Consider the following 22083-nt stretch of genomic DNA (forward strand, 5'->3'; position numbering starts at 1 on the left):
TGGCCGGGATGGAGAGCGTCGTGACGTTGAAGGTCTTCACTGCGCCCGTGACCGTATCGGTCGCCCGCACCTCATACCGCGTCGCACCTGTCGCCCCGTTCCAGCTGGCGGTGAGGAACCACGCGTAGGTTGGCTCGGGTGGTGGCGGCATCATGCTCGGCGAGGCGTCCGTCGAGCCGACGGGGGCCGCCTTGAGCGCGGGGGCACTGGCTATCGCACTGAACCCCGTGCTGACCCACCGTACCTGCGCCGTGACGCCCGTCACGTTGGTGACGATCGCCACCGTGACGGTCACGGTGGCGCTCCACGGGCCATTGCCACCGCTGTTGGAGGCCATGACCCGATAGCGGTAGCTCGCGACCGCCTTACCGCTGAACGCCCTGGACGTGCCACCCCCGCTGTAGACCGTGGACCAGGCGCCGCCGTTGACGCTCTCCTGCAAGGTGTAGCTGGCGGCCTGGAAGACCGTACCCCAGCTCACCGTGTAGCTGCCCGTCCCGTTGGTACTCGGCGCACTCAGGCTTGGCGCCGAGCTGGGCGGGTTGTACACATCGCGTTGAACGGCATTGACCCAGCCGCTGCAGGCGTACGGGTTGCAGGCACGCACGGCATACGAGTGCATGGAAAGCGGCCCGTCGTAGACGCTCTCCACGTCCTTGGACGTCCCGGTCGTGCTGCCCACGACGCTACCGGTGCTGGCATCCTTGACTTCGTAGTACGTGGCGCCAGTAGACGCCTGCCATACGACCGTCAGGGTTTCGAGCTTGGGATTGACGCGCAGGTCGTTGGCGTACACGCCCGTGGGCGCCGGCGGCGGGATGGCGATTGCCACGGTCGCGACCGCACCATAGGGCCCGCAGCCGGTTGTATTGCAAGCCCTAGCCCGGTAGCCGTAGTGCGCGCCGTTGGCGGCGCCGCTGACAACCGTGGAACGGCTGGTGCCGTTGTACTGCGCGCCCCAGGCGCCAGTGTCCTTCTGCTCCTGCAACTCGTAACGACTGGCATTGGTCACTGCGCTCCAACTGACTGTGTAGCTGGATTGGCTGCTTACCGACGGAACGCTCAGCGAGGGCACATTTGTGATGCCGACCGCGACGGTCCTGGTTGCACTCCACGGGCTGTCGCCCGCGCTGTTGGACGCCATGACGCGGTAGTGGTAGCTCGCGATCGTCTTGCCGCTGAACGCCTTGGACGTGCCACTGCCGCTGTAGACCGTGGACCAGGCACCGCCGTTGATGCTTTCCTGCAGGGTATAGCTGGAGGCCTGGAAGACCGTGCCCCAGCTCACCGTGTAGCTGCCTGTTTCATTGGTGCCAGGCGCACTCAGGCTCGGAGCCGAGCTGGGCGGGTTGTACACATCGCGTTGAACGGCATTGACCCAGCCGCTGCAGGCGTACGGGTTGCATGCACGCACGGCATACGAGTGCATGGAAAGCGGCCCGTCGTAGACGCTCTCCACCTCTTTGGACGTACCGGTCGTGCTGCCCACGACGCTACCGGTGTCGGCATCCTTGACTTCGTAGTACGTGGCGCCAGCGGACGCCTGCCATACGACCGTCAGGGTTTCGAGCTTGGGATTGACGCGCAGGTCGTTGGCGTACACGCCCGTGGGCGCCGGCGGCGGGATGGCGATTGCCACGGTCGCGACGGCGCTATAGGGCGCGCAGCCGGCTGCGTTGCAGGCTCTGACCCGGTAGCCGTAGTGCGCACCATTGGTGACGCCGCTGACGACCGTAGAGCGGCTGGCGCCGTTGTACTGGGCGCCCCAGGCGCCGGCGTCCTGCTGCTCCTGCAATTCATAGCGGTCGGCGTTTGCCACCGCGCTCCAGCTGACCGTGTAGCTGGCCTGGCTGCTTACCGCCGGGGCGCTCAGCGAGGGCGTTCCGGTGGGCGCATAGAGCACCGTTACCGGCTCGGACGCTGCCCATCCCCGGCTGCCGTAGCTGCTCTTGGCCGAGACGCGGTAGACATAGCTGCCTACGGCGAGCCCGGACCGCGAGATCGACAGCGCGGGCGTGTCCGTTGCGATACGCACCCAGCTGCCGCCGTCCTGCTGCTGATCGACATCGAACCGTGTTGCCGTGCTTGGCCGGGTCCAACTGACGGTGAAACCGGCGCTTTGCAAGCCGGATGGCACCGTGACGGTGGCCAGCTGCGGCCAGACCCCCATCGCAGGGGACTCACGCCAATCGCTGCACTCTTGCGCGCATGCACGCACCCGATACAGGTAGCTGCCGGCAGCCTGCCCACTGAAGCTCTTGCTGTTGACAGTGCCACTGTAGACCTCGTGCCAGTTGACACCACCGTCCGGGCTCTCCTGCAGTTCGTAGCGAGCCGTGGGAACCTGGAACCATCCCACGGTATAGCTGCCGTCGTTGGGAGCGCTACTGAAGTAGATGTTCGCTGGCGGGTTGAGCACCAGGTCGCCAGCGTTGCGATGGACCTCGGCCAGTAGCTTGCGGCCCAAATATGCGTAGTCAGTCACTACATTGGCGGCCGCATCAAACTGGTAAAGCAGGCGGCCATCGTTGGTGTAAAGGTAGTAGACGTCACCCGTCGCGCTTGCCTTCTTGATCCGGCGCCCGTGCGCATCGTAGGCATAGGCGCTTCCACCCACGACCTGAGTCAGCCGGTTTGCCTTGTCGAACAACAGGCTGGTGCCGTCCTTTCGCGTGACATTGCCTTGGGCGTCGTAAAGAAAACTGTGCAACGTAGAGCCGTTGTCGGTTATCTGCGCAAGGTGGCGAAACCCGTCATAGATGTAGTTGCGACTGAGACCATCGCTATCGACCTGCCGCAGGTTGTTCAACGGATCGTAGGCATAAGTCTCCGTTCCCCACAGGCCTGTGGCCTGGGCGAAAGTGAGCCGATTGAGGTCGTCGTAACCGAAACTCTTGTCGCGGCGATCGTCAAGGGCGTCCACGATCGTCAGGTTGCCGCTGGGATCGTAGGTGTACTGCTGCGACAGCACCGCTTCGGGCGCTGCGGGGTCGGACGATGCATGGAAATAGTTGAGGCTGCCAAGGATCTGGCGCTCGTTTTCCACGCCCATGTATTCCGTGCCGTCACCCAGGCGGTAGTACTGCACATTGCCGCTGGGGAAATAGGCGATGTCGGCGGCGTAGACGCCCACCTTGGACGGGCGGCCCATGGCATCGGGCGCGTAATCAAACTCCTTGCCATCAGGATAGGTGATCCTGGAAATGCTGCCGTATCGATCATGGCTGTACGTGATCGGCCATTGATGGCCCTCGACGTCGAGCGTCTCGGACTTCATCTGCCCCAAGGCGTTGTAGCCGTAAGTCCAGATCGAGAAGCCGGAGCAGGTCTGGGCGGTCCAGCTCACGGCGCCGGAACAAGCCTTATCGATCTGTCCGGTTGCGAGGTAGTGGTAGGCGACACTGGATGTCCCCTGCGGATAGAGGCTGGCGAGCACCCGGTTCATCGGGTCATAAGCGCGGGTTGTTTTGGCCTCCGGAGGAACAAGAGCCCGTCCGCAATCCGCTTCGGTACCCGTCGTAGGCGCCGGCAGGGTCAAACCTGCTGCACTCCATGCCAGATTGCCTGCCTCGTCATAGGCCAACACTTCACTGCCGCTCTCCGGCTCGATGGTGCGGCACAGCCGCTGCTGCTCGTCATAGACCAGCGTTTTTCGTTCGTCCTCAGTGAAACCGTTATAGCTACCGTATTGGCGGATCTCCGTGGGGTTGCCGTAGATGTTGCGGGTAATTTCCTGGGACACGCCCGCAGGCGCATCGACCCTGACGGGGCTTTCGTAAACGGGCTGGTCGAAAACCTGGTAGCGGGTGATGGTCGCCTTGTTCCTGGGGTCGGTCACCTTTCTGCGCGCTCCGGACAGATAAGCCACGGAGGTACTCAAGGCACCCAACTCGGAATCCTGTTGCGTAAGGGTCAATCGCCCGATGGGGTCGTAAAGGCTGTGGACGCCCGAGCCTAGCGCCGACAGGTCGGGAGTACCGCCGGCGGGATAAGATTGGAGCGTGATCAGGCCCTTGTAGTTGTAGTCGACGCGCACGTTACTGTGGGAGTCGCCGCGTCCTTCTATGTAGCTGTCGGTCAGAACCGGCTGCAGCAGCGCATCGAAGTAAGTCACCTGGCGTTGATCACCCTTGCCGACGATGCGCCGCCAGTGGTTGGCAGCCACCCCGCGCTCAGCGCTATCCACAAACTCATAGCTGAACGTTCTGGGATACCAGGCCTGCTCGTCTGCGCCGGGATAGTCGATGCGGGCCAAGCGGCCGATCGCGTCGTAGCCGTAGTAGGTAGTGGCTCCGGCCTGATCGGTGATGCTTTTGATCTGGCCAAAGTCATCCACCACCAGGCGTTGGCGCGTACCGTCCGGATAATCAATCGTCTGTGGGATGCCGCGCTTGTAGGCACCCAGCGTCGTGCTATTTCCCCTGCCGTCGGTAAAGCTCGCCAGCTGACCTTGCGCATTGAAGGCGTAGCTCATCACCGTCTGGCCGAAATGCGCGCGGCTGGCAAGGGTACGGTTGCTGCTGTTGTACGTGTACTCGTCCACGACCTTGCCGGAGGTCCGATTGGTCACCCGCTCGGGCAAGCCAAACACCCATAGACCGGTGTCGTTGATGTACGCCGTCTCTTCCTCTATCGCCTGGCTGGAAAAGGAGTTGTAGCGCTTGACTCTTGTCGCTTGGGCGTAGCCGTTGAACGCCACCGCTTCCCAGGTGTAGGTGTCCGCGCCATCCTGGACGATCTGACGCCGCTGGAGGGGGAAGTAGCGGGTTATCTGTTGCGTGTTGACGTTTTCCTGCAGGACGCCGCCAGCCTCGGCAGGGAGCGGAACAGTGTCCGGATCTGCATAGCCGTTGCTTTCGGCCCGCAGGGTCGTGGAACCGGCGGCACCGGTGTAGTAGGTGGTCTTCAGCAACAAGCTTTCGGTGTGATCGAACTTGTTGCTGAAGAGATAGCGCACCGTGCTGCCGTCGGGGTTCTCGACGTCGGTGTAAACCGTGGTCGCGCACGTGCCCGTGCAGTCCGACCAGCTTTCGTTGGGCGCCGAATAACGGTACTGCCAGGTCCTGCCGGGAGGGATGCCTGCGCCCGAAAGCGTTCGATCCTGTATCGAAAAGCCATACCAGGCGTCCGGGATAGAGGCGTAGCTCCCCTGAGTGTCCTCGTCGAACCGCTCCATCCCCTTGCAATCGCGCGGCACAAGCGACCGGCCATGCTTGACCGGTTGGAGCGTAAAGGTTCCTCTCAACCCGGACGGATGGGTCACCGTTCCAACGACGGCAGCCATCGAAATGGGCGTGCCCAGTTGCAAGCAACTGGAATGGTTATTGCCGGGGCTGAGCGAGGCGGCGTCGAAACTGCCGAGGTCGTATGTCCACTGGCTGCCATCAGGCAAGGTCACTGAGCTCAGGGCTGGAGCGAGAACGTCGGAGGTATAGGCGTAGCTCCAGGTGCGGGCCCCGTCCGTTGACGTTCGCAGCACTATTTTTTTGATGCGCGGCGTGCCTTGAACGTACTCGACGGTCACCGCGCGTCCGTCGCTTGCGGTGATACCGGTCAAAAGGCCGCTGTCGTATTGGAAAACCAACCAGTTCCCGAAACGGTCCTCGATCCGGGTGACCAGCATCTGGGCCATTTGCCTCTGGATCGAGTTCGAAGAAGCGGCCGCATGCGCCACCGACGATCCGGACAACAATGCGATGACATTCTCCAGAATGTCCCCTCGCGACGCCCAGAGCGCGTCCATGCTTCCGCCGCCAGCCTTGGAAGCTACTCCGGATTCGTACAACGGACGCACCAGCCCCTGTGCACCGCGATAGACCAACTCATTGAACCAGTACTTCGTGCCATCCGGCGCCTGCGCCAGGAAACCTTGGCCAGGCGCGCCGTTGCTGGTGGATTCCAGACAACTGAAACGCCACTGATTCTTGGTTACCGCCGGGTATGTCGAACGCGTTGCTGGATCGTGATTGGCCAGCATGTCCTGACTTCCCTGTCCAGGAAGAACCAGGTGATAGCCCTTCCACCAATCCCTCGGCTCCCAAGAGGTAAGCGCCGAGTCTCCTGGCTGCATGGTTACCGTGGGCGGCGCGTTGAAATACGTACAGCGCATGTTCGGATCGATGCCGGAAGCCGTTTCGACCTCCCAACCGCTAACACGGCGTAGTGCCGGGTCGAAGCCCGAGACGGTCATCGTCTCCAGGTGCGGCAATACCAGGTCCCAGTCGCCAAAAGCGAACTGCGAACGTACATACGGGTCGTGCTCGATCTGGAACTGGCGAGTGAGTGTCAACGGAAGTCCGTTGCCTCCCAAGCTCACGTCCGTCTGGGTGAATGACAGCGATCCGTCGTACAGGCTTATGTTTTCGCCGAAGGGATGCTCACCGAGCGGCTGGATGTTTTCGTCGACACGGACAAGCTTCTTGTACTCATCTTCCGGCCTGGCATCTGCACCTGTGGCCGGAGCATTCACCAGCAAAAGAAACGCAGCACAAAGGCACGCGCGTGCCCATCCTTGGCTCAGCATATCCATTCCCCAAATTGTCCCCTGGGCAGCCCGCGTTGCACGAGCAGCTGCGTCGAACCTACATGACCACGCGCAAGCGCTCAAGTGCTCATGAATGCCGCGGCCGTGCAATAGATTCGTCTTGGCAAAACGGGACCGCTCAGGCAAACCGGCCTTGCTGTCCCCTGTGCATCACACGCGTCACCCTTTGCGTCCACCTGGTGTCTGGAGGCCAGAAACGAAGACAAGCGCCCGCTTCGAAACGGCTCCGCTGACACTTCCTCCACGTCGCCCTCGCTATTGCTAGAAGTTTGGCGGTGACGTGGCGGCGGCACGGCAGATGGGGAGCATGAAGGTGCGCTTGGGGCGGATAGGCATGTTGGTCGGCACGTTGATCGGGGATCGCGATCACCTGAGCCGCAAGCTCGACGCAAGAGACATCGCGGCGGTTGCGCAGTGGTTCGCCGCGCAACCGCTGCCGGCCGGGACTCGCGGACGATGAGCGCGCGCCTGTCTCTCCTGCTGCTCGCCACGCTCGCGCTCGGTGCCTGCACGGATCGCACCCCGTTGGATGCGCACGCCGCCGAAGCCAGCGCGCCCGCAGCCAAGGCGCCCGCGTTCACCCCACCGCCCGAGTCGGCCATTCCGGAAGGCCCGTACGGCGACATGGTGCGACTGGGTCGCGAGATCTTCGTGCATACACGCAAGGCGGCACCCGCCTACGTCGGCAACGGCCTGGCCTGCGTCAACTGCCATCTCGATGCGGGACGGCTGGCCGATTCGGCGCCGCTGTGGGCCGCGTACGGCATGTATCCGCAGTACCGCAAGAAGAACCATCACGTGAACAGCTACGGCGAGCGCCTGCAGGGCTGCTTCATGTACAGCATGAACGGCAAGGCGCCGCCGCTGGAGGACAAGGTGATCCTTGCGCTGGAAACCTATTCCTCCTGGATGGCGCAAGGCGCGCCGCTCGGCGTGAAGCTCGCTGGGGCCGGCTACCCAAAGGTTCCGTCACCGGCGAAGAAGCCGGACTACGCGCGCGGCCAGGCAGTGTTCGAACGCGATTGCGCGCTTTGCCACGGTGCGGACGGCCAGGGCCAGATGGTTGCCGGCGATTACGTGTTCCCGCCGCTGTGGGGCCCCGACTCGTTCAACTGGGGTGCTGGCATGCACGAGTTGGACAAGGCGTCGGCCTTCATCAAGGCGAACATGCCGCTCAGCCGCGGCGGCAGCCTGAGCGACCAGGACGCGTGGGACGTGGCGATGTTCATGGATGCCCACGAGCGTCCGCAGGACCCACGCTACAAGGGTAACGTGGTGGCCACGCGCAAGGCCTTCCACGACACGCCGATGTCGCTGTACGGCCTGCGCGTCAACGGGCACCTGCTCGGATCGCAACCAGCCGATTGAACACCCGCACGCAAATGTGCGCGGCGTCACAGCCATTGCGACGGGACCTGCGCCTTGCCCGTCAGTTCACGCGCCCTTTCTACACTGGCGCACTGCGTGCCGGGGGAACCTGGCCGAAGGAGACAGCCTCAGGATGTCCTACAGCAAAGCCACCACCATGTCCGACGACGACCTTGCCCCTTCGCCGATCCGCCGCGTGCTGGCGTGGAGTGGTATCGCCCTGCTGCTGATCGCCTGCGCAGCCGCCGTGGTGCTGACCACCTCACGCTCGCAGCCCGATTCGCGCCTCACCTACCCACGCATCCATGGCGCCGGTGGCGTGCTGCCGGTCGGGCCGAATGCCCTGATGCCCTCGACCACGGCGGAGCATCGGCTCTACATCGACATCGACAGCGACCAACCCACCCGCGGCGAGATCAACCGTCGCCTGCACACTGCGGCCAAGCTGCTCAACCTGTATGCCCTGGCGGGCGTCCCCAGCGAGAAGGTGCATCTGGTGGTGCTGTTCTACGGGCGGGGCGTCGACCTGGCGCTGTCCGATGCTGCTTACCAGAAGAAGTTTGGTCACCCCAATCCCAACGCCGGATTGATCCGGCAGTTGCGCCAGGCGGACGTCGACATGGTGGTGTGCGGGCAGGCGCTGGGGCACCAGAACTTCGTCGCGGCCAACATCCGCCCCGGCATGACGCTGGCGCTGTCGGCGCTGACCACGCGCGAGGAGTTGCAGGCGGCAGGGTACGGCGAGGTGCCGAAAGAGCCGGATTGACCCCAGGGGGCGGCGGCCTTTTTCCAGGGCGGCGCCTTCCCGGCTGTTCACCTTGGGCCTGGCGGAGTCTGCCCTGCGGGCGGTGGACGGTCGAGGCCAAGTCACCCCCTTCCGCCTGTCGGCACCTTCCCCCGTAAACGGGGGAAGGCTCGGTTGGGAGTCTCGTGGCGGTCTTGCCGCGCTACGGGAGCGGCGGCAGGGAGCCTGGCGTCAATGTTTTCCTTCCACCGTTTACGGGGGAAGGTGCCCGAAGGGCGGATGGGGGAAGCCTTGCAGCAAGCCCCCACTCACGCCGCATCCGACTCCGGCAGCCGGCACATCCGGCGCACGTCCAGGAACGCGACGAAGCCGCCCTTCCACGGCAGCACCCCGATGAGCGGATCGTCCACGCGCGCGGCGCGTCCGGGCGGCGGCGTCGAGGCAAGATCCGCCCATCCGCCTGTCGGCGCCTTCCCCCCGTAAACGGGGGAAGGCTCGGTTGGGAGTCTCGTGGCGGTCTTGCCGCGCTACGGGAGCGGCGGCAGGGAGCCTGGCGCCAATGTTTTCCTTACCCCGTTTACGGGGGAAGGTGCCCGCAGGGCGGATGGGGGAAGCCTTGCGGCAAGCCCCCACTCACGCCGCATCCGACTCCGGCAGCCGGCACATCCGGCGCACGTCCAGGAGCGCGACGAAGCCGCCCTTCCACGGCAGCACCCCGATGACCGGATCGTCCACGCGCACGGCGCGTCCGGGCGGCGGCGGGGCAATCGCGTCGTCCCCCGGCAACAGCAACTCGCCAACCGCATCCACACGCAGGCCGACCGCGTGGCTGGCGTGGTTGAGCATCACCACGCGCACGCTGTCCGAGTCGCCATCGCGCGGCGGCAGGCCGAGCCGGCGGCGTCCGTCGAGGACCGGCACCACACGCCCGCGCAAGTGGCGGATGCCGAGCAGGTCCGACGCCGCACCGGGCACCGGCGTCACTTCGCCGATGCGGATCACCTCGCTCACCTGCGTCAGCGGCGCGGCGTAGGCCTGGCCGTCGAGTTGGAAGGTAAGCCAGTGCTGGGTGTTCGAGGCGGCCGGAGCATTCATGGTCTGGATTTCATGGTGGTGGCGGCGCGGCTTATTTGCCGAGCCCGGGCGTGACGATCAGCGGCGCTTCGACGACGTGCAGCGCCGCCTTGGGCAGGTTCTGCCGCGCTCCGGCCTTGGCCAGCCCTGCGCCCGGCGGCACCGGTTCGGTGGCGTTGGCGGGCAGCGCGGCATCGGCGAGCTGGCCGACGCGGTCGGCGTCGCCTGAATAGCGGGTCGGCGTGGCATGGTCGCTCAGCACGACCACCAGCACGCGGCGGTTGCGGTTGCGGCCTTCCACGGTGGCGTTGTCGGCGGTCGGGCGGAACTGCCCCCAGCCGATGATGCCCAGCCGTGCGGGGCTCACGCCGTGCTCGGTAAACAGTCGCGCCACGCTGGCGGCGCGGGCGGCAGACAGCTCCCAGTTGGACGGATAGACGGCCGTGTTGATGGGCTTGTCGTCGGTGTAGCCTTCGATCCGCAGCGGGTTGCCGAACGGCGCCAGGATGCCGCCCAGGTTGCTGAGCACCACGTCGGCCTGGCGCGAGAGCTGCGCCACGCCGCTGGGAAACAGGATATCGGTGCGGATCTCGATCTCCAGCCAGTTCGGCGTGCGCCGCACGACCACCTGCTGTTTGTCGATCAGGGGCTGCAGCGCCTTCTCGACCTCGTGCTGGATGCGCGTGAGGTTGGCCTGGCGTTGCGCCTCCTGCGCGGCCTGCACGTCGCGCATGGTCTCGTGCGGGGCGCGCTGGGCGACGACCCGCCGCGGCGCCGGACGCAGCGGAATGGGCACCGCCACCGGCGCAGCGGCGGCGCCGGGCTGGCTCTGCGGCGCGGCGATGGCCGGATCGACGTTGTGCGGCTTGGCGTTCGTCGGCGGCATCGGCGCGATCACGTGGCTGGAGCCGTTGAACGCCTCGATGATGGACTCGGACATCACCCGGTACTTGCCCTCGTTGACCACCGAGACCGCGTACATCACCACGAAGAACGCGAGCAGCAGCGTCATCAGGTCGGCGTAGGGGATCGCCCAGGCCTCGTGATTGACGTGGTCCTCGTGGTGTTTGCGTTTCATGCGACGCACCTCGCGATCGGCTCCTCTCGCCGAGTGCGGGGATTCTGTAGGAGCGCACCTGTGCGCGCCCGGGATCCATGGCGGTCGCGCACAGGTGCGCTCCCACAGGGGCTTCCGTGAGCGACGGAGAACCGGTTCACGACAGATACCCCTGCAGCTTGGCCTCGATCTGCCGCGGGTTGTCTCCTTCGGCGATCGACACCAGCCCCTCGACGAGGATCTCGCGCATCTGGGTCTGCTTGCGCACCAGGCCCTTGAGCCGTGCCGACATCGGCAGCATAAGCAGGTTGGCCAGCGCCACGCCGTAGATGGTCGCGACGAAGGCGGCGGCGATGCCGTGGCCGAGCTTGCTCGGGTCGGCCAGGTTTTGCATCACCGCCATCAGGCCCATGACCGCGCCGATGATGCCCATGGTCGGCGAGTAGATGCCGGCGTTCTCGAACACCTTGGCGGCGACCAGTTCGTTGTGTTCGCGCGCCTCCATCTCGACTTCGAGCACGCCGCGGATCGCCTCCGGCTCGCCGCCATCGACCAGCATCTGCAGGCCCTTGCGGACGAACCCGTCGTTCTCCTCGTCGATCGCCGGCTCCAGGCCGAGCAGGCCCTGGCGACGGGAGATTTCGCTCCAGGCGATGATGCGGGTGATCAGGTCGGACGGCTGGAACACCGGCGGCCGGTAGACCATCGGCAGCATGCCCAGCGCGCGGCGGAGCACGCTGCCGGGCGTCTGCACCATCAGCGCGGCGACGGTGCCGGCAAAGACGATCACGAACGCGGCCGGGTTGACCAGCGCGCCGATCGTGGAGCCTTTCAGGATGGTGCCGACGATGATGACCAGGAAGGCCAGGATCGTGCCGACGAGGCTCACCAGATCCATGTCAGCCCGCCGCCCTCAGTGACGGCAGCAGTTGCCCGCCATCGTCGGCCAGGCCGGCCAGGTCGAGCACCAGCGCGAGCCGGCCATCGCCGGTGACGGTGGCGCCGGCGATGCCGGGCAGGCCCTCGAACAGCGGACCGAGCGGCTTGGCCATGACGTCCTCGCGGCCGAGCACCTCGTGCACCAGGCAGCCCATGCGCTGGTGGCCGATGTGCAGCACCACGACATGGCGCGGCGCGGCGCCGAGCACGCCAGCCCAGCCGGCCAGGTCGCCCAGCGGCAGCGCGCGGCCACGGTGATTGGCGACCAGGCGGCCGTCGAGCATGCGGTCCTGGCCGGCGGACAGTTCGAACACTTCCTCCACGTTGGACAGCGGCAACGCGAACAGACGCGGACCCACGCGCACCATCAGCACGCGCAGGATCGCCAGAGTCAGCGGCACGGTCAGTTCCAGCTCGCTGCCCTGGCCCAGCTTCGAGCGCACCGCGAGGGTGCCGCCCAGTTCCGCCACGCGCGTCTTGACCACGTCCATGCCGACGCCGCGGCCGGAGATGTCGGAGATCTGCGCCGCGGTGGAAAAGCCCGGGCGGAAGATCAGCTCGTAGCATTCGTTCTCGGTCAGGCGCGCGGCCTGGGCCTCGTCGATGACGCCCTTCTCCACCGCCTTGCGCTTGAGCACTTCGGGGTTCATGCCGTGGCCGTCGTCGCTCACCGCGATGACGATGCGCTCGCCGCGCTGGCTGGCGGAAAGCCGCACGGTGCCGCGACGGGACTTGCCGACCTTGGCGCGCTCCTCGGGCATTTCCAGCCCGTGGTCGAGCGCGTTGCGCAGCAGGTGGATCAGCGGATCGGCCAGTGCCTCGACCAGGCTGCGGTCCAGATCCGTGCCCTCGCCTTCGGTGACCAGGTCCACTTCCTTGCCGAGCTGCCGGGCAAGGTCGCGCACGATGCGCGGGAAACGCTGGAACAGCCGGCCGACCGGCTGCATGCGCATGGCCAGCACGGCGCCCTGCATTTCGTCGGCTACGCGGTCCAGTTCGGCCGCGGCCTGCGCCAGCGTCTCGTCGCCGCTTTTCTGCGCCAGGCTCTGCAGGCGGTTACGGACCAGCACCAGCTCGCCGGCGCGGTTGACCAGCGCGTCGAGTCGGCCGGTGTCCACACGAACGCTCGTTTCCGCTGGCGCGGCCGCGCGGGCGGGCGCCGGCGCAGGAGCCGGCGCGGCAGGCGGCGGCGCCGCTACCGGCACGGCACCGGGCGCGGCGCCCTTGCCATGCAGATTGTCGAGCAGGGCCTCGAATTCGTCGTCGGCGATGGTGTTGCCGACCGCCGGCGCGGCGTTTGCACCCGGCGCGGCGGTGCCGTGCAGGTTATCCAGCAGCGCTTCGAACTCGTCGTCGTTGATGGTCGCGGGAGCGGGCGCGGCCGGCGCCACGGTTCCCGGGGCGGCGGTGCCGTACAGGCTGTCCAGCAGCGCTTCGAACTCACTGTCGTCGATGCTGCCGTCGGCCGGCGGTGCGGCCACGGGCGCGGCGACCGGCGGCGGTGCCGGTGCGGGCGCCGCGCCGGGCATCAAACGCTTGAGCAGCGCCGGCGGCGGCATGTCCATGGACGCGCCGCTGCGCAACGCATCCATCATCGCGTTGAGCAGATCGAGCGCTTCGAGCAGCGCGTCCATTTTTGCCGAGTCCAGCACCAGCGCGCCGTTGCGGGCGACGTTGAGCAGGTCTTCGGCGTGATGGCACAGCTGCACCATCGGCTCGATGGCGAGGAAGCCCGCGCCACCCTTGACCGTGTGGAATGCCCGGAACACCGCGTTGAGCAGTTCGCCATCGCGCGGATTGGCTTCCAGCTCGACCAGTTGTTCCGACAGGCGCTCGACCAGTTCCCCGGCCTCGACCAGGAAATCGTCGCGCAGTTCGGCGTCGAGCGAGGGGTCCATCGCCGCCCCGCCTCAGAACCCGAATTCGCTGAGCAGGCGGTCCGCCTCGTCCTGGCCGGAGATCTTCTCCACCACCGGCGGCGGCTCGCGGCCGGACAGCGCGCCGGTCAGGCGAACCAGCTCCAGCAGCGAGGACTCCACCGACTCGATGAAGTTGACGACTTTCTTGATGCGCTGGCCGGACAGGTCCTGCCAGGACTGCGCCATCACCATGTCGTTGAGGCCATCGCGGCAGTTGCCGGCGAACGCACTGGCCTGGCGCGCCAGGTCGGCGACCGGATCGCACGGTGCGGCCGAGGCGAGCACCTGCTCGGCGCTCTGCGCCAGCGCGTCGGCCTCGGGGCTCATCCGTTCGGCGAAATCGATGCTGCGATGGGCCGCCTGCGCGCTCATCTCCAGCACGTCGTTCAGATGCTTGCGCACGTCGGCCACGCGGCCGGGCACGCCTTCCTGCGCCAGGTCGTTGCCGAGCCGGCTGACCGCGCCGTGCAGGTCGCGCGCGAGCAGGCCCAGCGCACGGAACAGGTGCTGTTCGCGCTGGCGCACCAGCGCGTCGAGCGCCTGCTCGAACGCAGCGCCATCGGCGCTGTTGAGCAGATCGTGCAGCTCGGCCGGCAGCGCGGTTTCGTCGAAGGTGGACAGGACGGCGCTCATGCGCTGGCTCCCGCGGCGGCAAGGCGCTCGAAGATCTTGGTGAGCTTCTCCTTCAGCGTGACCGCGTTGAACGGCTTGACGATGTAGCCGTTCACGCCCGCCTGGGCGGCGGCGATGATCTGGTCGCGGTTGTTCTCGGCGGTGACCATCAGCACCGGCAGGCCCTTGAGCGAGGGCTCAGCGCGGATCGCGCGCAACAGGTCGATGCCGGTCATGTTGGGCATGTTCCAGTCGGTCACGACCATGTCGAAGGGCTGGGTCTTCAGCATGGTCATCGCGTTGTTGCCGTCGTCGGCTTCCTGGATCAGCGTGTTGGTGAAGCCCAGCTCCACCAGCAGGTTCCTGACGATGCGCCGCATGGTGGAGAAATCGTCCACCACGAGGATTTTCATGTTCTTGTCCATTGGTTCCTCTTGGTAGGGAATGGGGAATGGTTGATCGTCAATGGTTCAGCGCGGGGCGGAGCGATCGGCCTGGGCACGCCGGCTTTTGCCTTTGCGATTGCCCATGTCCGATTCCTCGCTCCCGTCCCGCCAATCGCCCAGGCGCGCGCGCAGCCGCACGATCGCCTGGCCATGGATCTGGCACACGCGCGACTCGGTCACGCCGAGCACGGCGCCGATTTCCTTCAGGTTCAATTCCTGCTCGTAATAGAGCGACATGACCAGCTGCTCGCGCTCGGGCAGGCCGGAGATGCCGTCGATCAGCGCCTGGCGCAGACCTTCCTGCTCGATGCTCTCGGCCGGCCCCAGGTTGCCCTGGTCGACCACGTCGAAGGCGGGCGCGCCGTCGCCGTCATCCGGCGCGGTCAGGCTGAGCAGGCGCGCGCTGGCGGCATCGGCGAGGATCGCGTGGTACTCCTCCGCGCTCACGCCAAGCCGCTTGATCACCTCGGCGTCCTCGGCGTCGGCGCCGGTCTCGATCTCGATCTGGCGCACCACCTCGGCCACTTCGCGCACCTTGCGGTGCACCGAACGCGGGGTCCAGTCGGTCTTGCGCAGCTCGTCGAGCATGGCGCCGCGGATACGGATGCCGGCGTAGGTCTCGAAGCTGGCGGCGCGGTCGGTGGCGTAGTGCCGCGCGGCTTCCAGCAGCCCGATCATGCCGGACTGGATCAGGTCGCCCACGTCCACGCTGGGCGGCAGCCGGCCCATCAGGTGATAGGCAATACGACGCACCAGTGGCGCGTGCTGGCGCACCAACTCATCCGCACTCTGTTTTTGCAGCTGGAGATATTCCGATGCCACGCTCATGTCACCACCCCGACGCCGTCACGGCCTGGCCACCGAAAAAAGCGATGCGGTCCAGGCCCGCGCGCGCGGGTTCCTCCCAGTTATCGACCGCACCTGCCAATTGCTTGAATGCCTGCGACGAACGCGCTGCCGGCCACATGTCCACCACCGCGCTCTGGCGCCGGATGGCCTGCTTGAGCCGCTCGTCCTGCGGCACGAAACCCATGAAGTCCAGCACCACGTCCAGGAAGCGGTCGCTGACCTTGGCCAGCTTCTGGTGCAACGCGCGGGCCTCGCCCAGGTTGCGCACCAGGTTGGCGACGAAGCGGAACCGACGCACGCCGAAGTCGCGGGAGAGGACCTTGATCAGCGCGTAGGCGTCGGTGAGCGAAGCGGGCTCGTCGCACACCACCAGCACTACGTCGTCGGTCGCGGCGGCGAACATCGCCACGTTGTCCGACAGGCCGGCGGCGGTATCGACCAGCAGGTAGTCCGGTGGTTTGGGCAGCTCGTCAAACGCGCGGATCACCGCGGCATGTTCGCCGTTGCCCAGTTGCGCCAGCCGCCGCGCACCGGAGCCGCCGGGGATCACCTTGAGCCCGTGCGGGGCTTCCAGCACCAGCTCCTCCAGCGTGGCCGTGCCATCCAGGAGGTGGCCCAGGTGGCGCGAGGGCGCCAGGCCGAGCAGCACGTCGACGTTGGCCAGGCCCATGTCGGCATCCAGCAGCATCACCTCGTGCCCGGCCATCGCCAGGCTCATGCCGAGGTTGACCGCCACGGTGGTCTTGCCGACGCCGCCCTTGCCGCCGGCCACCGCGATCGCGCGGCAGCGGCGGCGCGGCGCGCCTGCATTGACCGCCTGGTGCGGCCGGTGCGGTGCAGGCGGCGCGCTGTCGCGCTCGCCCGTGATCGCGTTGAACATGTCTTTCAAGCCCCACGCCTGATTCATTGCAAGGATTCCGCTCATGCCTGCGCCACCATCGTCCCGAAGCGTTCGGCCAGCATCGCCTCGTCGGCGGCCGGCGTATTGCCCTTGAGCGCCTGCGCGGCGCGACATACCAGCAGGCGTGCGTCGGCGGCGGCGATGTCCTCGGGCACGCGCTGGCCGTCGGTGGTGTAGTCCAGCGCCAGCCGGTGGCGGATCAGCACCGACAGTGCGCCGCCGAGGCTGGGCGCCTCGTCGAGTTTGGTCAGGATCGCCGCGTGCGGCTTGACCGGCAGGTAGGCACGCACGGCGTCGTCCAGCGACTGCGCCTGCGCGTTGGCGGCCAGCACCAGGCAGGCGCGCAGTTCGCCGGCCTCGCGCAGCGCGTCCAGTTGTTCGGCCAGCCGCGGGTCGTTGCCGGCAAGGCCCGCGGTGTCGACCAGCACGGTGTGGCAGCCCTTCAGCAGCTGCAGCACCTGGCGCAGGCTGTCGGCGTCGTACGCCGGGTACACGCGCACGCCGAGCAGGCGGCCGTAGTGTTCCAGCTGCGCGGCGGCGCCGATGCGGTAATGGTCGGTACTGACCAGCGCGACCTGCGAGGCGCCGTGGCGCACCACCGCCCGCGCCGCGAGCTTCGCCAGCGTGGTGGTCTTGCCCACGCCGGTCGGGCCGACTAGCGCGGTGACGCCGGCTTCGTCCGAGCGGCCACGGCCGCTGACGGCGATGCCGCGGCTGAGCATGCCCAGCGGCAGGTAGCGCGCCTGTTCGGGCGTCATCTGCGGCGGCAGTTCATCGGCCAGCGCGCGGGCGACGTCGGCGTCGATGCCGAGCCGGGTCAGTTCGCGCAGTACACGGGTGTGCATCGGCTGGCGGCGTTCCATGTCGTTCCAGGCCAGGCTGGAGAGCTGCATCTCGAGCATCTCGCGCAGGCTGGACAGTTCGGCGCGCATGCGCACGGTGTCCTGTGCGGCGCGCTCGATCAGCGGATGGACCGCCGGCTCGGCGGGCGTCTCGGTGGCCGGGGCTTGCGGCTGGGATGCCCGGGCCCGGGCCTGCGCCTGGCCCAGGCCATCGGCTTGGGCCGAAGGCGCCACATGCGAAGCGCGTGCCTCCGTGCGGACCGGCCGCTGTTCCCTCTGCGCCGGCACTGCCGCGGGAGCGGGCTGGGGAGACGTTGCGGTGGCTTCGGCTGGCGTCGAACGATTGGCGACCGCCAGCGTTTCGACGCGCGCCTCACGCACGGGCGGGGGCGGCGGAGGCGGCGTGGAAGCACGCACCGGCAACGCCGGCGGCTCCGCGGCCGGCGCGGGCGCTGCGCCGTGGCGCGCGGCTTCGCGCACCAGCGCCTCGTCGTAATCGACGGCGGCGATGATTTCGATGCCTTCGTCAATCTTGCGCGTGGACAGGATCACCGCATCCGGGCCCTGCTCCTCGCGCACTTCGCGCATCGCCTGACGCATGTCCGGCGCTACGAACCGTTTGATCTTCATGGCTTGCTCCGCAAGCGGGATTCGGCATTCGGGATTTGGGATTCGCTAAAAGCGGGCCGGCCGCATGACCGTGGCGCCCTTGGCTGTTGCGAATCTCGAATCCCGAATCTCATATCCCGGCTCTACCGTCCCAGCGCCTGGACCAGCCGCACCCTGCGGTTGTCCGGCACCTCGTTGTAAGCCAGTACGTGCAGGTTCTGTGCCACGTGGCGGGTAAAGCGCGCGAGCCACGGGCGAAGCTGCGGCGCGACCAGCAACACGGCCGCTTCGCCGCTCATTTCCTGCCGGCGCGCGGCGTCGGCGACGCTCTGCTGCAGGCGGTCGGCCAGGCCCGGCTCCACCGCCGCACCGGCCACGCCGCCGCCGGAGAGCGAATTCATGAGGATCTGCTCCAGCTCCGGCGCCAGCGTGATAACCGGCACCTCGGTGCCCAGGCCCGTGATCTCCTGCACGATCTGGCGGCCCAGCGCCACGCGCACGGCGGCGGTGAGCATGCCGGGATCCTGACTCTGGCCCGCGTGCTCCGCCAAGGTTTCGACGATGGTGCGCATGTTGCGGATCGGCACGCGCTCGGCCAGCAGGTTCTGCAGCACCTTGACCACCACGCCCAGCGCCATGCGCTTGGGCACCAGGTCCTCGACCAGCTTCGGCGCGGTCTGCGCCAGGCGGTCGAGCAGCTGCTGCACGTCCTGGTGGCTGATCAGCTCATGCGCGTGGGTCTGCAGGATGTGCGACAGGTGCGTGGCGACCACGGTGGCCGGGTCGACCACGGTGTAGCCCAGGCTTTGCGCCATCTCGCGCTGGCCCTGCTCGATCCATACCGCTTCCAGGCCGAACGCGGGGTCCTTGGTCTGGATGCCCTGCAACGGCCCGTGCACGCGGCCGGGGTTGATCGCCAGCAGGCGCTCGTTATGCACCTCGGCCTCGCCCATCGGCACGCCCATCAGCGTGACGCGGTAGGTATTGGGTCCCAGGTCCAGGTTGTCGCGGATGTGCACCGCAGGAACGAGAAAGCCGAACTCCTGCGAGAGCTTGCGGCGCACCGACTTGATCCGCCCCATCAGCTCGCCGCCCTGGTGGGTGTCCACCAGCGGGATCAGCCGGTAGCCGACCTCCAGGCCCAGCGGATCGACGCTGGCGACATCGTCCCAGCCCAGTTCCATGCGCTCGGCCGGCACCTGCGCCGCGGCGGCTTCCGGCTGGGCGATCGCTTCGGCCAGCTTCTCCTTGGTCTCGCGCTCGCGCTTGATCATCAGGTATGCCGCGCCGCCACAGCAGCCGCCCAGCAGCAGGAAGGCGAGGTTGGGCATGCCCGGGATCAGGCCCATCACGCCCAGCACCGCGCCGGCCACCGCCAGCGCGCGAGGCTGGCCGAACACCTGGCCGAGCACCTGCTTGCCCATGTCCTGCGACTTGGACACGCGGGTGACAATCACCGCGGTGGCGATCGAGAGCATCAGCGCCGGCACCTGCGCGACCAGGCCGTCGCCGATGGTCAGCAGGGTGTAGGTCTTGGCCGATTCGCCGGCGGGCAGGCCGTGCTGGAACATGCCCACGAAGAAACCGCCGATGACGTTTATGAACAGGATCAGGATGCCGGCGGTGGCATCGCCGCGGACGAACTTGGAGGCACCGTCCATCGAGCCGTAGAAGTCCGCTTCCTCGCGCACTTCCTGGCGCCGCTCGCGGGCCTGTTCCTGGGTGAGCAGGCCGGCGTTGAGATCGGCGTCGATCGCCATCTGCTTGCCGGGCATCGCGTCGAGGGTGAAGCGCGCGGTCACTTCGGACACGCGGGTGGCGCCCTTGGTGACCACCACGAAATTGATGATGGTGAGGATGGCAAACACCACGAAGCCGACCGCGAAGTTGCCGCCGATCACGAACTCGCCGAACGCCTCGATCACCTTGCCGGCCGCCCCCGGGCCGTCGTGGCCGTGCAGCAGCACCACGCGGGTCGAGGCGATGTTCAGGGCGAGACGTAAAAGCGTCGCCATCAGCACGACCGTCGGAAAAGCGGCGAACTCCAGCGGCCGCATCACGTAGATCACCGCCAACAAAATGACGAGCGACAGCGCGATGTTGAAGCTGAACAGCATGTCCAGCAGGAACGGCGGCATTGGCAGCATGACCATCGCCAGCATGGCCAGCATGACCACCGGCGCGCCGACGCCGCGGCGTCCGAGCTGCTTGAGAGATTCCATTGCGCCAGCGGCGGCCATGCGTCGTTCCCCTTAGATCTTGTAAGGGCCCATCAGGTCAGGATCGACCTCGGGCCTGGGCGCCGGCGGCGGCTCGTCGCCGCGTGCCGTCGCCTGCTTCAACTGGTAGACGTAGGCCAGCACCTGCGCCACCGCCACGTACAGCGAGACCGGGATTTCCCGGCCCAGCGAGGTAGTGGCATACAAGGCGCGTGCCAGCGGCGGGGCCTCGACCATCGGGATGCGGTGGCCGCTCGCCACCAGGCGGATCTGCTGGGCCAGCACGTCCACGCCCTTGGCGATCACGCGCGGCGCGCCTGCGCCGTTTTCGTCGTATTTCAGTGCGACCGCGAAGTGGGTCGGGTTGGTGACGATGACGTCCGCCTTGGGCAGGTCCTGCATCATGCGGCGGCGCGACATCTCGAACTGCACCTGGCGGATGCGGCCCTTGAGCTCCGGGTTGCCCTCGGTCTCCTTGGACTCGTCCTTGAGTTCCTGGCGGGTCATGCGCAGGCGCTTGGCGTGATCGAACTTCTGGTACAGCGCGTCCGCGCCGCCGATCAATGCCAGGAGTGCGCCGAACAGCAGCGCCGAACGGCCCAGCAGCGACATCGCGCGCGCCACGCCGAGCGCCACATCCGCACGGCCCAACGCCTGCAGCTCGTCCACCGAGTGCTTGAGCAGCAGCGCCAGCGCGCCGCCGATGAAGAGCAGCTTGACCAGCGACTTGACCAGCTCGACCAGCCCGCGCATGGAAACCAGGCGACCCAGGCCGGTGACCGGGTTGAGCCGGTCGAACTTCGGCTGCAGCGCCTGGCCGCTGAAGTGGATGCCGCCCAGCAGCACCGGGGCGGCCAGCGCGGCCACGATCGTCGCCAGCGCGACCGGCATCAGCAGCATCAGCGCCTCGCGCACCGCCATGCCGAGCACGCGCCCGGGCAGTGCGTCGGAGAACAGCGCCTCGCGGCTGTAGGAAAGGCCCAGGCTGTAGATGGTGCGGGCGTGCGCCATGGCACCTTCGCTGCCCGAGAGCAGCGCGGCCACGCCGGCCAGCACCACCAGCGCGCCGGAAAGGTCGCGCGATCGCGGTATGTCGCCTTTTTCGCGGGCCTCTTTAAGTCGTTTTTCTGAGGGTTGTTCGGTGCGTTCCTGGTCGTCGTTCTCGGCCATGACATCAGCCTCCGACCAGTTCGTGCATCAGCGACCAGGCGCTGTCCTGCAGCGTTTCGAACGCACCCGGCAACGCGCGCAGGCCCATCCACAGCGCAAGCGAGCCCAGGCACAGGGTGATCGGGAAGCCGACCGCGAACAGGTTCATCGACGGTGCCGCGCGGCTGATCGCGGCAAAGCCGATGTTCACCACCAACAGCGCCGTGACCGCCGGCAATGCCACGCGCACGGCGCCGGCGAACAAGTGCGTGCCGAACAGCACCACCGCGTGCAGCCCCTCCGCGCTGATCGCCACCGGGCCAGGCGGCAGCGTCTGGAAGCTGTCAGCGAGCAACTGGATCAACCGCAGATGCCCGTTGAGCGCCAGGAACAGCAGCGTCACCAGCACCATGTAGAACTGGCTGAGCACCGGCGTGCTGCCGCCACCGCCGGGGTTGACCACCTCGGCGAAGCCCAGGCTCATGCCCTGCCCCACCAGCTCGCCGCCGAACGCCACCGCCTCGAACACCAGCTTCAGCACGAAGCCGACCGAAGCGCCGATCAGGATCTGGCCCACCATGGTCGCCACGCCGGTGGCGCTGAACGGATCGACCGCCGCCGGCGCGAGCGGCGCCAGCACCAGCGTGAGCATCACGACGAGCCCGACCCGGATACGTGCGGGAATCACGCCGGAGCCCAGCACCGGCGCGATCAGGCACAGGCCGCCGACGCGGCCCATCGCCCACAGCAGGCCGCCCAGCCAGTTCTCCAGTTGGGCGAGGTCCACCGTACTCATTACTTGGCCGCCCC

At 67.2% G+C, this 22083-nt stretch carries 16 protein-coding genes; 3 read left to right on the top strand and 13 right to left on the bottom strand.

Annotated elements, in window-relative coordinates:
- Positions 1 to 6529, bottom strand: a 6529-nt coding sequence (locus ACFWZ3_RS12860; protein WP_439708116.1) for a hypothetical protein, incomplete at its 3' end; no start/stop codon positions are given.
- Positions 6530 to 6851: 322 nt separating this feature from the next.
- On the opposite strand from ACFWZ3_RS12860, the gene ACFWZ3_RS12865 reads away from it, so the two are divergent.
- From ACFWZ3_RS12865 to ACFWZ3_RS12875, 3 genes are all read left to right on the top strand, one after another.
- The gene (locus ACFWZ3_RS12865) at positions 6852 to 7004 is read left to right on the top strand and encodes a hypothetical protein (RefSeq protein WP_439708117.1); all 153 of its coding nucleotides are present in this window, start codon (positions 6852 to 6854) and stop codon (positions 7002 to 7004) included.
- Positions 7001 to 7912 (top strand): c-type cytochrome, encoded by a 912-nt coding sequence (locus tag ACFWZ3_RS12870; protein ID WP_439708118.1) that lies wholly within the window; start codon positions 7001 to 7003, stop codon positions 7910 to 7912. The genes ACFWZ3_RS12865 and ACFWZ3_RS12870 overlap by 4 nt, the downstream gene beginning before the upstream one ends.
- Before the next feature lie 133 nt (positions 7913 to 8045).
- Positions 8046 to 8678, top strand: coding sequence for a DsrE family protein (locus tag ACFWZ3_RS12875; protein WP_439708119.1), 633 nt, complete (start codon positions 8046 to 8048; stop codon positions 8676 to 8678).
- A gap of 612 nt (positions 8679 to 9290) precedes the next feature.
- On the opposite strand, the gene ACFWZ3_RS12880 is transcribed toward ACFWZ3_RS12875, so the two are convergent.
- The 12 genes from ACFWZ3_RS12880 to fliR all read right to left on the bottom strand — a co-directional run bounded on the left by ACFWZ3_RS12880 (position 9291) and on the right by fliR (position 22069).
- Positions 9291 to 9752 carry a chemotaxis protein CheW gene (locus ACFWZ3_RS12880; RefSeq protein ID WP_439708120.1) on the bottom strand — a complete coding sequence of 154 codons (462 nt, stop codon included), beginning with the start codon at positions 9750 to 9752 and terminating at the stop codon, positions 9291 to 9293.
- Positions 9753 to 9783: 31 nt separating this feature from the next.
- On the bottom strand, positions 9784 to 10809 hold the full coding sequence (motD, locus tag ACFWZ3_RS12885) for a flagellar motor protein MotD (protein ID WP_439708121.1): 1026 nt from the start codon (positions 10807 to 10809) through the stop codon (positions 9784 to 9786).
- A 136-nt stretch (positions 10810 to 10945) separates the two neighbouring features.
- Positions 10946 to 11686: a flagellar motor protein gene (locus ACFWZ3_RS12890; RefSeq protein ID WP_439708122.1), complete on the bottom strand. Its 741-nt coding sequence runs from the start codon at positions 11684 to 11686 to the stop codon at positions 10946 to 10948.
- Position 11687: 1 nt separating this feature from the next.
- Positions 11688 to 13625 (bottom strand): chemotaxis protein CheA, encoded by a 1938-nt coding sequence (locus ACFWZ3_RS12895; protein WP_439708123.1) that lies wholly within the window; start codon positions 13623 to 13625, stop codon positions 11688 to 11690.
- Positions 13626 to 13637: 12 nt separating this feature from the next.
- Positions 13638 to 14279 carry a protein phosphatase CheZ gene (locus tag ACFWZ3_RS12900; protein WP_439708124.1) on the bottom strand — a complete coding sequence of 214 codons (642 nt, stop codon included), beginning with the start codon at positions 14277 to 14279 and terminating at the stop codon, positions 13638 to 13640.
- The gene (locus tag ACFWZ3_RS12905; RefSeq protein ID WP_439708125.1) at positions 14276 to 14683 is read right to left on the bottom strand and encodes a chemotaxis response regulator CheY; all 408 of its coding nucleotides are present in this window, start codon (positions 14681 to 14683) and stop codon (positions 14276 to 14278) included. Before ACFWZ3_RS12905 ends, ACFWZ3_RS12900 begins: the two co-directional genes overlap by 4 nt.
- Positions 14684 to 14728: 45 nt before the next feature.
- On the bottom strand, positions 14729 to 15532 hold the full coding sequence (locus ACFWZ3_RS12910) for an RNA polymerase sigma factor FliA (RefSeq protein WP_439708126.1): 804 nt from the start codon (positions 15530 to 15532) through the stop codon (positions 14729 to 14731).
- Between the two features lies 1 nt (position 15533).
- Entirely contained in the window at positions 15534 to 16478 is a 945-nt protein-coding gene (locus ACFWZ3_RS12915; RefSeq protein ID WP_439708127.1) for a MinD/ParA family protein, read from the bottom strand.
- Positions 16475 to 17926, bottom strand: coding sequence for a flagellar biosynthesis protein FlhF (gene flhF, locus ACFWZ3_RS12920; RefSeq protein ID WP_439708128.1), 1452 nt, complete (start codon positions 17924 to 17926; stop codon positions 16475 to 16477). Before flhF ends, ACFWZ3_RS12915 begins: the two co-directional genes overlap by 4 nt.
- Before the next feature lie 122 nt (positions 17927 to 18048).
- Positions 18049 to 20145 (bottom strand): flagellar biosynthesis protein FlhA, encoded by a 2097-nt coding sequence (gene flhA, locus ACFWZ3_RS12925; RefSeq protein WP_439708129.1) that lies wholly within the window; start codon positions 20143 to 20145, stop codon positions 18049 to 18051.
- A 12-nt stretch (positions 20146 to 20157) separates the two neighbouring features.
- On the bottom strand, positions 20158 to 21294 hold the full coding sequence (gene flhB, locus ACFWZ3_RS12930; protein ID WP_439708130.1) for a flagellar biosynthesis protein FlhB: 1137 nt from the start codon (positions 21292 to 21294) through the stop codon (positions 20158 to 20160).
- Between the two features lie 4 nt (positions 21295 to 21298).
- Positions 21299 to 22069 carry a flagellar biosynthetic protein FliR gene (gene fliR, locus ACFWZ3_RS12935; protein ID WP_439708131.1) on the bottom strand — a complete coding sequence of 257 codons (771 nt, stop codon included), beginning with the start codon at positions 22067 to 22069 and terminating at the stop codon, positions 21299 to 21301.
- Between the last annotated feature and the right edge of the window lie 14 nt (positions 22070 to 22083).

The organism is Frateuria sp. GZRR35, assembly GCF_051900415.1.
Classification (GTDB): Bacteria; Pseudomonadota; Gammaproteobacteria; order Xanthomonadales; family Rhodanobacteraceae; genus Frateuria_A.

Coding starts and splice junctions, on each gene's coding strand:
- ACFWZ3_RS12900 (WP_439708124.1), bottom strand. CDS start 14,279: ATGAGCGCCGTCCTGTCCACCTTCGACGAAACCGCGCTGCCGGCCGAG.
- ACFWZ3_RS12915 (WP_439708127.1), bottom strand. CDS start 16,478: ATGAGCGGAATCCTTGCAATGAATCAGGCGTGGGGCTTGAAAGACATG.
- flhB (WP_439708130.1), bottom strand. CDS start 21,294: ATGGCCGAGAACGACGACCAGGAACGCACCGAACAACCCTCAGAAAAA.
- motD (WP_439708121.1), bottom strand. CDS start 10,809: ATGAAACGCAAACACCACGAGGACCACGTCAATCACGAGGCCTGGGCG.
- flhA (WP_439708129.1), bottom strand. CDS start 20,145: ATGGCCGCCGCTGGCGCAATGGAATCTCTCAAGCAGCTCGGACGCCGC.
- ACFWZ3_RS12910 (WP_439708126.1), bottom strand. CDS start 15,532: ATGAGCGTGGCATCGGAATATCTCCAGCTGCAAAAACAGAGTGCGGAT.
- ACFWZ3_RS12870 (WP_439708118.1), top strand. CDS start 7,001: ATGAGCGCGCGCCTGTCTCTCCTGCTGCTCGCCACGCTCGCGCTCGGT.
- ACFWZ3_RS12865 (WP_439708117.1), top strand. CDS start 6,852: ATGAAGGTGCGCTTGGGGCGGATAGGCATGTTGGTCGGCACGTTGATC.
- ACFWZ3_RS12880 (WP_439708120.1), bottom strand. CDS start 9,752: ATGAATGCTCCGGCCGCCTCGAACACCCAGCACTGGCTTACCTTCCAA.
- ACFWZ3_RS12890 (WP_439708122.1), bottom strand. CDS start 11,686: ATGGATCTGGTGAGCCTCGTCGGCACGATCCTGGCCTTCCTGGTCATC.
- ACFWZ3_RS12905 (WP_439708125.1), bottom strand. CDS start 14,683: ATGGACAAGAACATGAAAATCCTCGTGGTGGACGATTTCTCCACCATG.
- flhF (WP_439708128.1), bottom strand. CDS start 17,926: ATGAAGATCAAACGGTTCGTAGCGCCGGACATGCGTCAGGCGATGCGC.
- fliR (WP_439708131.1), bottom strand. CDS start 22,069: ATGAGTACGGTGGACCTCGCCCAACTGGAGAACTGGCTGGGCGGCCTG.
- ACFWZ3_RS12895 (WP_439708123.1), bottom strand. CDS start 13,625: ATGGACCCCTCGCTCGACGCCGAACTGCGCGACGATTTCCTGGTCGAG.
- ACFWZ3_RS12875 (WP_439708119.1), top strand. CDS start 8,046: ATGTCCTACAGCAAAGCCACCACCATGTCCGACGACGACCTTGCCCCT.